The organism is Aminobacter sp. P9b (genome assembly GCF_045345995.1).
GTDB classification, from domain to species: domain Bacteria; phylum Pseudomonadota; class Alphaproteobacteria; order Rhizobiales; family Rhizobiaceae; genus Aminobacter; species Aminobacter niigataensis.
On the sequence record NZ_CP150082.1, the window covers coordinates 2621771 to 2635979 of the forward strand.

The 14209-nt window shown below is 62.6% G+C and carries 12 protein-coding genes; 8 read left to right on the top strand and 4 right to left on the bottom strand.

From position 1 onward, the window contains the following. Positions 1 to 33 precede the first annotated feature (33 nt). Positions 34 to 648 (bottom strand): DsbA family protein, encoded by a 615-nt coding sequence (locus tag WHT83_RS12945; RefSeq protein WP_406871380.1) that lies wholly within the window; start codon positions 646 to 648, stop codon positions 34 to 36. 141 nt (positions 649 to 789) lie between these two features. Between WHT83_RS12945 and WHT83_RS12950 the strand changes: the two genes are divergently transcribed. The 3 genes from WHT83_RS12950 to WHT83_RS12960 all read left to right on the top strand — a co-directional run bounded on the left by WHT83_RS12950 (position 790) and on the right by WHT83_RS12960 (position 4045). Then, on the top strand, positions 790 to 1260 hold the full coding sequence (locus WHT83_RS12950) for a MarR family winged helix-turn-helix transcriptional regulator (protein WP_183262399.1): 471 nt from the start codon (positions 790 to 792) through the stop codon (positions 1258 to 1260). Then, positions 1257 to 2393: an HlyD family secretion protein gene (locus WHT83_RS12955; protein WP_406871381.1), complete on the top strand. Its 1137-nt coding sequence runs from the start codon at positions 1257 to 1259 to the stop codon at positions 2391 to 2393. Before WHT83_RS12950 ends, WHT83_RS12955 begins: the two co-directional genes overlap by 4 nt. A gap of 113 nt (positions 2394 to 2506) precedes the next feature. Next, the gene (locus WHT83_RS12960) at positions 2507 to 4045 is read left to right on the top strand and encodes a DHA2 family efflux MFS transporter permease subunit (RefSeq protein WP_406871382.1); all 1539 of its coding nucleotides are present in this window, start codon (positions 2507 to 2509) and stop codon (positions 4043 to 4045) included. Positions 4046 to 4105: 60 nt separating this feature from the next. On the opposite strand, the gene WHT83_RS12965 is transcribed toward WHT83_RS12960, so the two are convergent. Then, positions 4106 to 6073: a pilus assembly protein TadG-related protein gene (locus WHT83_RS12965; RefSeq protein WP_108608635.1), complete on the bottom strand. Its 1968-nt coding sequence runs from the start codon at positions 6071 to 6073 to the stop codon at positions 4106 to 4108. A 254-nt stretch (positions 6074 to 6327) separates the two neighbouring features. Between WHT83_RS12965 and WHT83_RS12970 the strand changes: the two genes are divergently transcribed. Continuing rightward, positions 6328 to 7188 carry a TIGR01459 family HAD-type hydrolase gene (locus tag WHT83_RS12970; protein ID WP_108608634.1) on the top strand — a complete coding sequence of 287 codons (861 nt, stop codon included), beginning with the start codon at positions 6328 to 6330 and terminating at the stop codon, positions 7186 to 7188. 8 nt (positions 7189 to 7196) lie between these two features. Next, the gene (locus tag WHT83_RS12975) at positions 7197 to 8180 is read left to right on the top strand and encodes a bifunctional riboflavin kinase/FAD synthetase (protein WP_406871383.1); all 984 of its coding nucleotides are present in this window, start codon (positions 7197 to 7199) and stop codon (positions 8178 to 8180) included. On the opposite strand, the gene WHT83_RS12980 is transcribed toward WHT83_RS12975, so the two are convergent. Next, positions 8177 to 8740, bottom strand: coding sequence for an HdeD family acid-resistance protein (locus tag WHT83_RS12980; protein WP_406871384.1), 564 nt, complete (start codon positions 8738 to 8740; stop codon positions 8177 to 8179). The genes WHT83_RS12975 and WHT83_RS12980 overlap by 4 nt on opposite strands. Before the next feature lie 213 nt (positions 8741 to 8953). Between WHT83_RS12980 and WHT83_RS12985 the strand changes: the two genes are divergently transcribed. The 3 genes from WHT83_RS12985 (at position 8954) to WHT83_RS12995 (ending at position 13718) form a co-directional block, all read left to right on the top strand. Next, complete coding sequence (locus WHT83_RS12985) at positions 8954 to 9757, top strand: MipA/OmpV family protein (protein ID WP_108608631.1); 804 nt, start codon at positions 8954 to 8956, stop codon at positions 9755 to 9757. 232 nt (positions 9758 to 9989) lie between these two features. Further along, complete coding sequence (gene ileS / locus WHT83_RS12990; RefSeq protein WP_406871385.1) at positions 9990 to 12911, top strand: isoleucine--tRNA ligase; 2922 nt, start codon at positions 9990 to 9992, stop codon at positions 12909 to 12911. 189 nt (positions 12912 to 13100) lie between these two features. Next, on the top strand, positions 13101 to 13718 hold the full coding sequence (locus WHT83_RS12995) for a hypothetical protein (protein ID WP_183262100.1): 618 nt from the start codon (positions 13101 to 13103) through the stop codon (positions 13716 to 13718). A 25-nt stretch (positions 13719 to 13743) separates the two neighbouring features. Here WHT83_RS12995 and WHT83_RS13000 read toward each other — a convergent pair whose 3' ends face one another. Next, entirely contained in the window at positions 13744 to 14196 is a 453-nt protein-coding gene (locus WHT83_RS13000) for a nucleoside deaminase (RefSeq protein ID WP_183262098.1), read from the bottom strand. Positions 14197 to 14209: the final 13 nt, after the last annotated feature.

The window sequence follows — 14209 nt, forward strand, 5'->3', positions numbered from 1 at the left end:
ACGACAGCTTCACGACAGCCAGATTTCGGCGAATTAAGCGCGTGCCTGGGCGATGGCCTTGCGGAAGTCGTCGGCCGTCATGCCGCGCTTGTACAGCGACTTGCCGATCAGGAAGCCAGGGGTGCCCTTGAGCTGGAAGGCTTTGGCCTGCGCTTCGGTTCGCGTCAGCAGGCTGACGAGGATATCCTGTCGCGCGCCGAGTTCGTTCCGGGCCAACTCGACGTCGATGCCGGCATCGCTGAGAAGATTGGCGGTGCTGCGAAAGGTCAGGCGCTCGTTGGCCGTCATCAGCGTCTTCACGGCCTCGGCGTAACGCCCCTGGCTGTGCGACGCCAGCGTCAGGAGCGCTGCGTTGCGGGAAACCTGCCCGAAGATCGGCCAGTCGCGGAGCACGAGTCGAATGTTGCCGTCCTCGGCCATTACTTTCGACAGTTCGATGTAACTTAGTTTGCAGTAGGGGCACTGGTAGTCCGTATACTCGACGACGGTAACGTTGCCATCCGGATTGCCCAGCGCAGGGATGTCGGGGTCGAAGGCAACTTCCTCCACCGTCGGCAGAGGCGCGGCCCAGAGCGGCAAGGGTGCCAAGACGCCCATGCCGGCAAGGGCTTTCAGGAGATAGCGCCGGTTCGGCGGCGGGTTTTGCATGCAATCGGTCCCGTGGCGTGTGGTCCTTTTCGTAAACGATGTGCGGCCGTGATTAACAGGGGCCTAATCGTCGCGCGGGCACCTATGCCAGGCGTAACATTAGCCCTTGAATGGTAAGCATGCTTATAATATATGCCGCTCATGAAAAATGACGGTACCGAAAGGCTGGGTTTCCTCATCCATGACGCGGCGCGCCTGATACGGCGCAATTTCGAGCAGCGCGGCAGTGAGTTCGGCCTGTCGGCAGCGCAATGGCGACTGCTCGTCAGGCTGGTCAAGGACGAGGGCGTGGCGCAGGCGCGCCTTGCCGAACTTCTCGAAATCGAGCCGATCAGCGTGTCGCGGCTGCTGGACCGCATGGAGGCGGGCGGCTGGATCGAGCGCCGGCAAGGCGCCTCCGATAGGCGTGTGCGCATGATTTTCCCGACCGAAAGGGCACTTGAGGCCTTTTCCAAGGTCAAAGCCGTTGCGGGTGAGGTCTACGAGCGGGCGCTGAGCGGACTTTCCGACGAAGAGCGCCTCGCCACGGTCCATGCCTTGCGTACCATAGTCGACAACCTTTCCGCGGGCGAACCCGCCGATGCGAATTGTTTGAGAGAGAAGACGAAATGAACGCGGTGGCGAAAGTGAACGAAGACAGCGCAAAGGTCGAACTCGCGGCGGCAAGCCAGCTTCCGCCGGCAGCGCCCGAACCGGCGCCCAAGAAGCGTGGTCGCCTGGTGCTGATGGCTGCATTGCCGTTGGCCCTGGTGGTCGGCGGCGGCTATTTCTGGGTGACCGGTGGTCGCTATCAGGAAACCGAAAACGCAAATCTGCGCCAGGCCAGGGTGAACATCGCCTCGGAGGCGGCCGGTCGGATCGTCAAGGTCGACGTCGCCGACAATACTGCCGTGAAGGCTGGAGACGAGCTGTTCCAGGTCGATCCCGAGCCTTACCGGATCGCGCTGGCCCAGGCCGATGCCGCACTTGCGGCTGCACGGCTCAATGTCGAGCAGCTTCGTGCCGGCTATAGCCAGGCCGTGGCACAGGAGCGTGTAGCGGCCAGCGGTCTCGATTATGCCCAGGCGCAGTTCGACCGCAGCAACGGGCTCGTCACCAAGGGCGTGAACACGAAGTCGTCCCTGGACGAGGCCCGCATGGACCTCGACAAGGCCCAGGAACAGCACAGCGCTGCCGTGCAGGGCATCGTCAGCGCCAAGGCCGCGCTCGGCGGCAACCCGGACATCGAGGCCGACCAGCATCCCACGGTGCTGTCGTCGCTGGCAGCACGCGACAAGGCAGCTTTCGATCTGGCCCAAACGACGGTGCGTGCTCCCGCGGATGGCGTGGTCTCGCAGGCAGCATCCTTCAAGATCGGCCAGTATGTCGGCGCCGGAACCGCACTGTTCAGCCTGGTCGAGACCGGCGACACCTGGGTAGAGGCCAATTTCAAGGAAACGCAGCTGACCCACATGAAGCCCGGCCAGGAGGCCGAGATCGTGCTCGACACCTATCCGGACCGCACCTTCCGCGGCACGGTCGAGGCGATCGGCGCGGGCACCGGCGCGGAATTCTCGCTGCTGCCGGCACAGAACGCCACCGGCAACTGGGTCAAGGTGACCCAGCGCATTCCGGTGCGCGTCAAGGTCGATACTGCCGACGGCGGGCTGGCCATGCGCACGGGCATGAGCGCAACCGTGTCGATCGACACCGGTGTCTCGCGCGGCTTTGGCAGCATCTTCGGCCACGCGGTGGCAGCGGAATAACACCCCACCAAGGGTGCGCATAAAGTCCAGGATCGAGCCGGCCGCCATATGCGGCCGGCCCTCCGGTTTTCCGGTCGCCGCTTGACGACCACAAGGTCCCAAGGGTTGGTCGAATGAGCCAGGCAGCCGCAAAGTCTCTCACCGATGTGCCGCATCGCGGATTGATCACCGTCGCCATCATGCTTGCGACGGTGATGCAGGTGCTCGACACCACCATCGCCAACGTCGCGCTGCCCTCGATGGTCGGCGACCTCGGCGCCTCCCAGGACACGATCAACTGGGTGCTGACGTCCTACATCGTCGCCGCCGCCATCATGACGCCGCTGACCGGCTGGATGTCGGATCGCTTCGGCCGCAAGGAACTGTTCCTCGTTTCGGTCGTCGGCTTCACCATCATGTCGATGCTCTGCGGCGTTGCCTGGAGCCTGGAATCGATGGTGCTGTTCCGCGTCCTGCAGGGTGTGTTCGGCGCGGCGATCGTGCCGCTCAGCCAGACCTTCCTGCTCGACATCAACCCCAAGGAACGCCACGGCCAGGCAATGGCCATGTGGGGCGCCGGCATCATGGTCGGCCCGATCATCGGCCCGACGCTTGGCGGCTGGCTGACCGAGAGCTTCAACTGGCGCTGGGTGTTCTTCATCAATCTGCCAGTGGGCATCGTCGCTTTCATGGGCTCGGCTGCCTATCTGCCAGCCGTGGTCAAGCGCCTGCGCGGTTTCGATTTCTTCGGCTTCGCCATGCTGTCGCTCGGCGTCGGCGCGCTCCAGCTCATGCTCGACCGTGGCGGCGAAGTCGACTGGTTCTCGGCTGTCGAGATATGGATCGAGCTTGGGCTCGCCATCACCGGTTTCTGGGTGTTCGCCGTGCACATGGCGACGTCCAAGAATACGTTCCTCGACCCCAAGATCTTCACCGACCGCAATTTCGTGACCGGGTTGGTGTTCATCTTTGTCATTGGTGTCATCCTGCTCGCCAGCCTGGCGCTCTTGCCGCCGATGCTGACGCGCATCTATGGCTATCCCACCATCACCACCGGCCTGGTCATGGCGCCGCGCGGCGTCGGCACAATGGTTGCGATGCTGCTCGTTGGGCGCCTGGTACGGCTGGTCGATAACCGCTACCTGGTTGTCGCGGGCCTGCTGCTGACGGCGATCTCGCTCTACTACATGACCGGCTTCACGCCACAGATGGACGCCTTCCTGATCGTCTCGACCGGCGTGATCCAGGGGCTTGGGCTGGGCCTGGTGTTCGTGCCGCTGTCGACGGTGGCATTCGCGACGCTGGAGCCGCGACACCGGACCGATGCCGCGAGCCTGTTCAGCCTCGTCCGCAACATCGGCTCCTCGATCGGCATCTCGATCGTCACGGTGCTGTTGACGCGCAACGTTCAGATCAACCACGCCGAGCTGTCGGCCAACATCACGCCCTTCAACCCCAACCTGATGGCGCTGTCGCCGGGCGCTGCCGCCGGCAACCCGGCCGCCTTGTCGCAGGTCGACGGCCTAGTCAACATCCAGTCGCTGATGATTTCCTACATCGACGATTTCAAGCTGATGATGATCGTCTCGCTCTGCGCCATCCCCCTGGCGTTGCTGCTACGCAAGCCGAAGGCGCAGGCCGCCGCCGGTGCACCGGCTGCACATATGGACTGACATGAAAAAGGCGCCCGTCCGCGAGGGAGGGCGCCTTTTGTCCGTCGGTGACAGTCTGCGTCAGCTGACGATGCGCAGGTTGGACAGCTCGTCCGCGATTTCCTTGAAGACCTGCATCAGGGTGTCGCCGGTGGCATTCCAATACAGCTTCTTCCCAACCGTCGTGCGGGAGTAGGACGCACAATTCTTGAGAGCGGCGATAGCCTTCTTCTCATCGCTCTTGGCTTCGGTGAGATCCAGGGAGACGGTCATGACGATAATGCTGTCGTTGCCTTCGCCTTGGTCATTGCGGGCACTTGTTCCCTTGGCTTTGGTGCAGACCTGCTGCATCTGCTCGTCCATCGCGGCTTGGTAGTTCTCGCTGGTGTAGGTGGACTTGCCGACAGCGGAACTGGTGTCCATGAAGATGCGGCTGGTGCCGCTGCCATTGTAGCCCTTGCCCGTGTAGCCATATGCCGCATATGTCGATTTGTTGCCGGCAGGATCGGCACTTCCAAGGTCGCCATAGGTATTGGCGCCGTCGGTGAGCACGATGACGACCTTGTCATTTCCCCTCTCACCGTCCGCCCTGCCTTCGGTGAAGGGGGCTCCGCTCGAGACAACACGCCAGCCCCAAGCAGTGCCTTCAGGCACGTTGGTGTTGCCGCTTGGCGTCATCTCGTCGATCGCGGCCTTGATCTGCTGCTTCTCGTCCGCCTTGCTGACATCCCGCAACGGGGTGATCGGGTTTGTCGTGCAGGAGTAATTTGGCCCGTTGCCCTTCTTGGGAGGGTCGGCATCGAAGGGACGAATATCGAAGTACTTCGTCATGTTCTTTTGACGGGAGCGATTGTTGGTCAGTGTGTCGGAACCCTCGATGCCATCGTTCCACCAATTGTTGACCGCGTTGCGGTCGTCTGGGGTGCTGTCCGTCTCGGTTGCCCAATTGTCGCCAGGCTCGTCGGTCGCGAACATCGGCACGAAGAGTGTCGCAGCATTGCTCGTGCTGGGAGTGACATCGTTGTTGTTGTAGGGGGCTGGCCGCGCCTCGACACAGCCTTGCCAGGTCGCGAAAGGCCCGGGAATATCGACGTTGTATCCCTCGATCTTCCAGTCATATGTCTGGCATTTGCCGTTTTTCTTCTTCACGCAGACCCATTCGCGGCTGGTCTCGACGAACTCGCGCGCCACGACTTTCTCGGTGTCCATGTAAAGCGAAAACCGTGTCAGCGGGGTGTCCTCTGTTTCACCCCAGCCGTTGCCCCGCTTGTACCAGACATCGCCCGTCTTTTCGGCGTACTTGTTTGATGCGTTCAATGTAGACCAGTCGAAATTCTCGTGATGGACCGGCGAGATTCCGTCGACATCCATCCATGACTGGTTCGCATTGGTGGGGCTGACATTGACCGAGGCCGCAAAGGGCACAAGCCCAAATTGAACCGGCTTGTCGATCTGTTTCATCTGCAGGGCTTGCATAGCCAGAGTGTCGACAAGCTGCTTGGATGCGTTTTTCAGCAAGTCGATGCGTTTCTGGCCGGTGCCAGATCCGAGGTAGCTCATCGATCCCGAGTTATCGAGCACCAGAGCTACTTCCAGCGTGTTCTTCAGGCGGATGCCCGATCGGACGACAAAGTTCAGGTCAATGTCACTGCTGGACTTGCCTATCAGCGCGGCTGCAGCAGGCAGGAAATATGGCTCATATTTGAGCGTGGACTCCATTTCCAAGGTTCCGCCGCCGAATTCGGCGTTCGGAAGCGTCACCTTCAGCGGGGCGTTGGCAGGTTTGACCGAGCCGAGATTGTTGTTGAAGAAATCGGTGGCATAAGCCTTCAATTGGTCGTCCGTCGGCTGTTCGCCCGGCTTGCCATCGAGAATTCGCCGCGCAACCGCCATGCCGGCAGCATCGAGTGCGTTGCGCACCACCTCGCGCTGTCGCGACACTTCCGCGTAATCGATGGCAAGCGCCAGCGCGCCCATGATCGGCACCATCGCTGCGACCGTCAGAATGGCATAGCTGCCGCGCGTATCCTTCAGGAATTTGCGGATCATTGGATTGCTTCCCCAAGCTCAACCTAGGGACGATCTCATGAAATCCTTAAATTTGCGGTTCTCGAAATCGCGAGAAATATGAGTGATTGCTTAGTAAAGCGATAACCAATGTGCCTGCGGGCGAACTGCGGTTTCGTCGGTGTTGGGACGTCATGCCGCGAAAGCTGGTGACAGGCAGGGCTGGTTCGGATAATTCCGGGCTTCCTGGCCGCTCGGCCAAAACTCCCCCTTTGGGAACGATCGAAGGACAGACAATGGCGGGTTTGCCGCAATCAATCGCGTCGCTCGAAGCCCTCACGGGCCGCTACTCGGCCCTGCTGTGCGACGTCTGGGGCGTCATCCACAATGGTGTGCACGCTTTCCCGGAAGCAGCGGCAGCGCTTGAGGCGGCACGCGCGAAGGGTGTGGCCGTCGTGCTCATCACCAACGCACCGCGCCCGCGCGACGGTGTCATCGTACAACTGGCGAACCTCGGCGTGCCGGCTTCCGCTTGGGATCGCGTCGTCACCTCGGGTGACGTGACGCGCGACCTGATCAGCTCCGGGCCACGCCGCGTCTTCCATATCGGGCCTGAGCGCGACTTCCCGATCTATGACGGTCTCGATGTCGATCTGGTCGAGGAGTTCGAGGCGTCCGTCGTGGTCTGCACCGGGCTTTTCGACGACGAGACCGAAACGCCCGACGACTATGCCGAGATGCTGCGGCGCCTGCGGGCCCGCAACCTGCCGTTCATCTGCGCCAACCCTGATATCGTGGTCGAGCGTGGTCACGAACTGATCTGGTGCGCTGGAGCGCTGGCGCGTGACTATGGCCAGCTTGGCGGTCGTACGCTGGTTTCGGGCAAGCCGCACCGGCCGATCTATGAGGCAGCACTCGCCGCTGCCGGCGAAGTACTCGGCCGCGAGGTCAAGGCATCCGAAGCGCTTGCCATCGGCGACGGCATGTTCACCGACGTCAAGGGTGCCGCCGACAACGGCGTCGACGTTCTTTATGTCTCGGGCGGCATTCACGCCCGCGACTATGGCGATCCACTGGCACCCGATGCCGACAAGCTTGCAGCGTTTCTCGACAAGCATGGCTACGCACCGGTGGCCACCATTCCAAGGCTTCGGTAGGCGAAACGATGGAACAGGCCTTTCTTCGCGTTGCAGGTGAGGAAGCAGTGCCGGATTGGCTGCGCGGCGGCGTCGTTGCCATAGGCAATTTCGACGGCATCCATCGCGGCCACCAGGCGGTGCTGGAACGCGCGCTGGAAGAGGCGCGCCAGCGCGGCGTGCCGGCACTGGTGCTGACTTTCGAACCGCACCCGCGAAAGGTGTTCCGGCCTGATGTGCCGCTGTTCGTGCTGACGCCGCCGCATGTCAAGGCGCGGCTGATCGAGGCGCTTGGCTTCGCCGGGGTCATCGAGCGGCCTTTCACGCGCGAATTTTCCGGCCTCTCCGCCGAGGACTTCGTCATCGCCATACTTGAGCAGCAGCTTGGTATCAGCCACGCGGTGACCGGCTTCGATTTTCACTTCGGCAAGAACCGCCAGGGCGGCCCGGCCTTCCTGATGGCAGCGGGCGAACGCCACGGTTTTGGGGTGACGCTGGTCGACGCCTTTCGCGACGAGGGCACCGAGATCATATCGTCAAGCCGTATCCGCGAACTGCTGGCCGAAGGCGAGGCGGCCGAAGCGGCCGGCTTGCTCGGCTATCGCTACACGGTCGAGGCCGAGGTCGTGGGTGGCGCGAAATTGGGCCGGACGCTGGGATTTCCGACAGCCAACATGCGGCTGTCGTCCGAGGCCGGGCTCAAGGAGGGCATCTATGCCGTTCGCTTCCGCCGTGCCGATGGCACGCTACATGACGGCGTTGCCAGCTTCGGCCGCCGCCCGACTGTCGATGACCATGGCGCGCCGCTGCTGGAAACCTTTGTCTTCGACTTCACCGGCGATCTCTATGGTGAGATCGCCTCGGTGTCGTTCTTCGGCTACCTCAGGGGCGAGGTGAAATTCGAAGGCCTCGACGCACTGGTTGTCCAGATGAAGCGCGACGAAGTCGAGGCGAGGGCGCTGCTCTCCGGCGTGCGCCCTCTCTCGGAGCTTGATCGGGCGATCGCCTTCTAGGCGCCTTTCCTCAGCCCCAGGCCGAAGGCGATGTAGGTGATTCCCTGGAACATCAGGTCGACGGCCAGGAAGATGCCGAGGATGATGAGGCTGTTGACCGGCCAGCCTGCGGCGATGACAAGGCCTGCCAGCACGGTGACGACACCGGCTGCGACGATCCAGCCCCAACTGGCCAGAGCCGACTTGCCCTTGATGCCCATCCAGATCTGCATCAGTCCCGAGGCGACGAGGCTGGCGGCAAGCAGCAGTGTCAGGATGGCCGAGGTCAGCACCGGGTTGACGAAGGCGAGCCAGCCGGCGACGACATAGAGGACGCCGCCAAGCAGCCACCAGAAGAAGCTGCCCCAGCTCTTCACGCCGAACGCGTGGATGATCTCGATCACGCCTGCCACGATCATCAGCGATCCGACGAAGAATACCGACACTACGGTGGCGGCCAGAAGGTTGCCGGCCGCAATGATGCCGAGCGCCAGCACGAGCACGCCAAGCGCGACGAACCAGCCCCATTTCGAGCGCATTTCGGCGAGGTTGCCCTGGGGCATTTGATCGGAAGTTGCCATCGATCCCGTCTCCTTGAATTGAACAATTTTCAACAACGGTGGCGTCGTGCCGGTTTCGGAGGCTAGTCTTGGCAACCGAGTCGGTCCAGTGGCGGGCAACCTGGGAGGGAAATAAACGTCAGTGCGAACGAACGAACTTAATTCAAATTTTACGTTGTTGGCGTCACACCGATTATTCCTGGCGATTGGTTTCGTAGCGTACGCGGGGTTGTGATGAGGTCTATCGGTCGTATTTCGGCAGCGGTTTCCGTTCTTGCCTTGGTCAATGGACCGGCGATGGCCGGCGAGGGCGCTTTCGGCTTCCTTTCCGGCGACTGGTACCTGACGCTCGGCGCCACTGGCATGGTCGCGCCCAGCTTCGAAGGCTCCAAGAAATACATGTTCTCCGCCCAGCCGATCATCTCGCTCGGCAAGGCTGGCAGCGAGACGCGCTTTTCCTCGCGCAATGATAATATTTCCCTGGCCTTGATCGACGGCGGCGGCGTGCGTGCCGGTCTCAACGGCAAGATCATCTTCGGCCGCGATGCCGAGGACGAGCTCCAGGGGCTCCACGATGTTCGCTGGGGCGGCGAAGTCGGCGGGTTCTTCGAGTTCTATCCGACCGACTGGGTGCGTGCCCGGGCCGAAGTGCGCCACGGCATCCGCGCTCATAGCGGCATTGTCGCCGACGTTGCTGTCGATGCCTTCCACGATGTGACGCCGACGATCCGAGTTTCCGGCGGGCCGCGCGTTTCTTTCGCCACTGACGACTATTTCGACACCTACTACGGTGTCAGCGCGCAGGAAGCGCTGGCATCAGGCATCAGCCAGTATGATCCGGGCAGCGGCATGAAGTCGGCAGGCATCGGCGGTGCGATCACCTGGAAGGCGACCGACAATGTCACCGCCAGCCTGTTCACCGAGTATTCGCGACTGATGGGGCCGGCGGCGGATTCCACCATCGTCAAGGAGCGTGGTTCGCGCGACCAGCTGACGGTTGGCGTCTCGACCAGCTACCGCTTCGACTTCAACCTTTGAATTCGGGCGAATTAGACGCTTTATTCCGCGTCGCGCCTCCGCTAAAAGCGCGGCCATGAGATTTCTCGCGCCTATCTTCGCGACTTCGATACGAATTATGGGCCCGGCCTTCCGGACGCTTTGACGCGTCCGCAAGTCCGGGACGACTTTGCGTGCGCGCCGTAGGGCGCCTTTTCCAGATCACGACAGTTGAACGCCCGTGGCAGCTTTGCCGGGCAAGATGGCAAGACAGATGACCGATACGTCCGAAAAGATCGACTATTCCAAGACCCTCTACCTGCCGCAGACGGAGTTTCCGATGCGCGCCGGCCTGCCTGAGAAGGAGCCGGTGACGGTCTCTCGCTGGCAGAAGATGGGCCTCTACAAGCGCCTGCGCGAAAGCGCTGCCGGGCGCGAGAAGTATGTGCTCCACGACGGCCCGCCCTATGCCAACGGCAACATCCACATCGGCCATGCGCTGAACAAGATCCTCAAGGACGTCATCACCCGCTCGTTCCAGATGCGCGGCTATGACTCGAACTACGTGCCGGGCTGGGACTGCCACGGCCTGCCGATCGAGTGGAAGATCGAGGAGAAGTACCGCGCCGCCGGCAAGAACAAGGACGAAGTCGAGATCAACGAGTTCCGCAAGGAATGCCGCGAATTCGCCGCCGGCTGGATCAAGGTCCAGGGCGAGGAGTTCCAGCGCCTCGGCGTCATCGGCGATTTCGACAATCCCTACACGACCATGAATTTCCACGCCGAGGCGCGCATCGCCGGTGAACTCCTGAAGTTCGCCATGTCGGGCCAGCTCTATCGCGGCTCCAAGCCGGTGATGTGGTCGGTGGTCGAGCGCACCGCGCTTGCCGAGGCCGAAGTCGAATACCAGGACTACGAGAGCGACACGATCTGGGTAAAGTTCCCGGTGGCTTCCGGCTCGGATGCCTTGGCCGGCGCCCACGTCGTCATCTGGACGACCACGCCCTGGACTATCCCCGGCAATCGTGCGGTGAACTACTCGCCGCGCATCGGTTATGGCCTGTACGAGGTCACAGCTGCCGAGAACGATTTCGGCCCCCAGCCGGGCGAGAAGCTCATCTTTGCCGAAGCGCTGGCCGAAGAAGCTGCGGCCAAGGCCAAGGTGACGTTGAATCTGCTTCGCAGCGTTTCTGGTGAAGAGTTTGGAAAGCTTGTGCTTTCTCATCCGCTCGAAGGTCTTGGCGGCGGCTACGAATTCCCCGTGCCGATGCTGTCGGGCGACCACGTCACCGACGACGCCGGCACCGGCTTCGTGCACACCGCACCCGGCCATGGCCGCGAGGATTTCGACGCGTGGATGGACGCGGTTGCCGAGCTGGAGAAGCGCGGCATCGACCCGGCGATCCCTTTCACGGTCGACGATGCCGGCTTCCTGACCAAGGACGCGCCCGGCTTCGGTCCCGATCGTGAGGGTGGTGCAGTCCGCGTCATCGACGATCACGGCAAGAAGGGCGACGCCAACAAGGCGGTGATCGAAGAACTGATCAAGCGCAAGGCACTGTTCGCGCGGGGTCGTCTCAAGCACAGCTATCCGCATAGCTGGCGTTCGAAGAAGCCCATCATCTTCCGCAACACGCCGCAGTGGTTTGTCTACATGGACAAGCAGCTCGGCGACGGCACGACGCTGCGCAGCCGCGCGCTTCAGGCCATCGACGACACGCGCTTCGTGCCCGCCGCCGGCCAGACCCGCCTGCGCGCGATGATCGAGGATCGCCCCGACTGGGTGCTGTCGCGCCAGCGCGCCTGGGGCGTGCCGATCGCCATCTTCGCCGACGCCGACGGCAAGGTGCTGAAGGACGAGGCGGTCAATGCCCGCATCGTCGAGGCCTTCGAAAAGGAAGGTGCCGACGCCTGGTTTGCCGAAGGAGCGCGCGAGCGTTTCCTGGGTTCGCGCGCCAATGAGCCGTGGAAGCAGGTGATGGACATCCTCGACGTCTGGTTCGACTCGGGCTCGACGCATGTGTTCACGCTGGAAGACCGTCCGGACATGAAGTGGCCGGCCGATGTCTATCTCGAAGGCTCCGACCAGCATCGCGGCTGGTTCCATTCGTCGCTGCTCGAAAGCTGCGGCACCCGCGGCCGTGCGCCCTACAAGGCGGTCGTCACCCATGGTTTCACCATGGACGAGGAAGGCCGCAAGATGTCGAAGTCGCTCGGCAACACGGTCGTGCCGCAGGATGTCATGAAGCAGTCGGGCGCCGATATCCTGCGCCTGTGGGTGATGACGACCGACTATTGGGAAGACCAGCGCCTCGGCAAGAACGTGCTGCAGACCAACATCGACGCCTACCGCAAGCTGCGCAACACCATCCGCTGGATGCTCGGCACGCTCGCCCATGACGAAGGCGAGGAGATCGCACTTGCCGAAATGCCGGAACTGGAGCGGCTGATGCTGCACCGGCTTGCCGAACTCGATGCACTGGTGCGCAAGGGCTATGACGACTTCGAGTTCAAGCGCATCACGCGTGCGCTGATCGACTTCATGGTCGTCGAGCTGTCGGCCTTCTACTTCGACATCCGCAAGGACGTGCTTTATTGCGACGCGCCATCGAGCGTGCGTCGCAAGGCCGCCGTCCATGTCGTGCGCGAACTGTTCAACTGCCTGGTCAAGTGGCTGGCGCCGATGCTGCCTTTCACCACCGAAGAGGCGTGGCTCGAGCGCAACCCGCAGTCCGAGTCGGTGCATCTCGACCAGTTCCCCGACGTGCCGGCTGCCTGGCGCGACGAAGCGCTGGCCGAGAAATGGCGCAAGATCCGCCAGGTTCGCAGCGTGGTGACCGGTGCCTTGGAACTGGAGCGTGCCAAGAAGACCATCGGCTCGTCCCTGGAGGCCGTGCCGGTCGTCTACATGACCGATGCGGTGCTCGAAGAGGCACTGACCGGTATCGATCTGGCCGAGATCAGCATCACCAGCGATCTCGTCATCTCGCACGGCGACGTTCCGGCTGATGCCTTCGCCTTGCGCGAGGTTCCCGGCGTGGCGGTGGTCGTGGAGAAGGCGGATGGCCGCGGGCTGGTCAAGTGCGCACGTTCGTGGCGCTACACCGGCGATGTCGGCTCGGACGCTGCATTTGCCGATGTATCGGCCCGCGACGCAGCCGCGCTGCACGAACTGCAGGCCCTTGGCCGGCTCTAGGCTGGTTGCCGAAATGCAACGACCGGTTGGACATCTCCCGCCGGTCGTTGCCCTTGACGGCCCATTAAGGTAAAAGCGCGAAACTTCGGCAGACAAATTGTCGCCGGATTTCCGTCGGATGAGCAAACGGATCGGGACCCGGCTCAAGGCCGGCATCTAGCGAGAGGCGTTCGAGTGAAAATTACTGGCATGACGGACCGCATCAGCGCGCGTGGAGCTTTGCTTGCGTCGCTCGCCGTTTCCGGCCTGGCGCTGACGGGCTGCATGAGCGCGCCCACCTATGGCACCGACAAGACAGCGACCGAGCAGCTTGCCGGCGACGTCACCAACATGTTCTCGATGAAGCCCAAGACCAACAGCATCGATTACAAGCCGCGCCCTGAACTGGTGAAGCCCAAGACCGGGGCGCAGGCAGCACTTCCGGCGCCGCAGGACAACATCGTCAGCACGGCCAGCGCCGATTGGCCCGAATCGCCGGAGGCACGTCGTGCCCGCATCCGCGACGATGCGACCAAGAATCGCGACAATCCGAACTTTGAGCCTCAGGTCGTCAACGACATGACGTCGCTGAACGGCCCGGATATGAGCAAGTGGACGCCCGCGCAGCGCAAGGTGGAGATCGAGCGCCGCCTGCGCGAGAACAAGCAGGGCAGTGCCAGCACGCGCAAGTATCTGAGCGAGCCGCCGCTGGTGTATCGCGAGGCCGCAGCAAGTGCTGCGCAGGATGAACTCGGCGAAGACGAGATCAAGAAGGAACGCCGCAAGAAGAAGCTTGCCAAGAAGGGCAGCAGCTGGTGGCCGTTCTGATCGATCGCTGACGAGTCGCGACCACCTATAGGTCGCGTCGGTCCTTGAAGAAGCCTTTCAGTATTTCGGCTGACCGCGTTTCGCCTATCCCCGGATAGACGTCAGGAGCGTGGTGGCAGGTCGGCGCGGCGAAAAAGCGCACGCCGCTGACCACAGCGCCGCCTTTGTCGTCGACCGCGCCGAAGTAGAGCCGCCTCAGCCGCGCAAACGATATGGCGGCCGCGCACATGGTGCAGGGTTCCAGCGTGACATAGAGGTCGTGGCCGGTGAGCCGCTCGGAGCCGAACTTCTCCGACGCCTCGCGGATCGCCAGCACCTCGGCATGGGCCGTGGCGTCGTTCAGTTCGCGCGTGCGGTTGCCTGCGCGGCCGACGATTTCGCTGCCACGGACGATGACTGCGCCGATCGGCACCTCGCCGCGTTTGGCAGCAGCTTCTGCTTCCGCGAACGCCAATGCCATGTAATCGGGCCGTTTCACGCCTCAACCATCC

Coding starts and splice junctions, on each gene's coding strand:
- WHT83_RS12975 (WP_406871383.1), top strand. CDS start 7,197: ATGGAACAGGCCTTTCTTCGCGTTGCAGGTGAGGAAGCAGTGCCGGAT.
- WHT83_RS12955 (WP_406871381.1), top strand. CDS start 1,257: ATGAACGCGGTGGCGAAAGTGAACGAAGACAGCGCAAAGGTCGAACTC.
- WHT83_RS12960 (WP_406871382.1), top strand. CDS start 2,507: ATGAGCCAGGCAGCCGCAAAGTCTCTCACCGATGTGCCGCATCGCGGA.
- WHT83_RS12970 (WP_108608634.1), top strand. CDS start 6,328: ATGGCGGGTTTGCCGCAATCAATCGCGTCGCTCGAAGCCCTCACGGGC.
- WHT83_RS12950 (WP_183262399.1), top strand. CDS start 790: ATGAAAAATGACGGTACCGAAAGGCTGGGTTTCCTCATCCATGACGCG.
- WHT83_RS12945 (WP_406871380.1), bottom strand. CDS start 648: ATGCAAAACCCGCCGCCGAACCGGCGCTATCTCCTGAAAGCCCTTGCC.
- WHT83_RS12965 (WP_108608635.1), bottom strand. CDS start 6,073: ATGATCCGCAAATTCCTGAAGGATACGCGCGGCAGCTATGCCATTCTG.
- ileS (WP_406871385.1), top strand. CDS start 9,990: ATGACCGATACGTCCGAAAAGATCGACTATTCCAAGACCCTCTACCTG.
- WHT83_RS12995 (WP_183262100.1), top strand. CDS start 13,101: ATGACGGACCGCATCAGCGCGCGTGGAGCTTTGCTTGCGTCGCTCGCC.
- WHT83_RS12980 (WP_406871384.1), bottom strand. CDS start 8,740: ATGGCAACTTCCGATCAAATGCCCCAGGGCAACCTCGCCGAAATGCGC.
- WHT83_RS12985 (WP_108608631.1), top strand. CDS start 8,954: ATGAGGTCTATCGGTCGTATTTCGGCAGCGGTTTCCGTTCTTGCCTTG.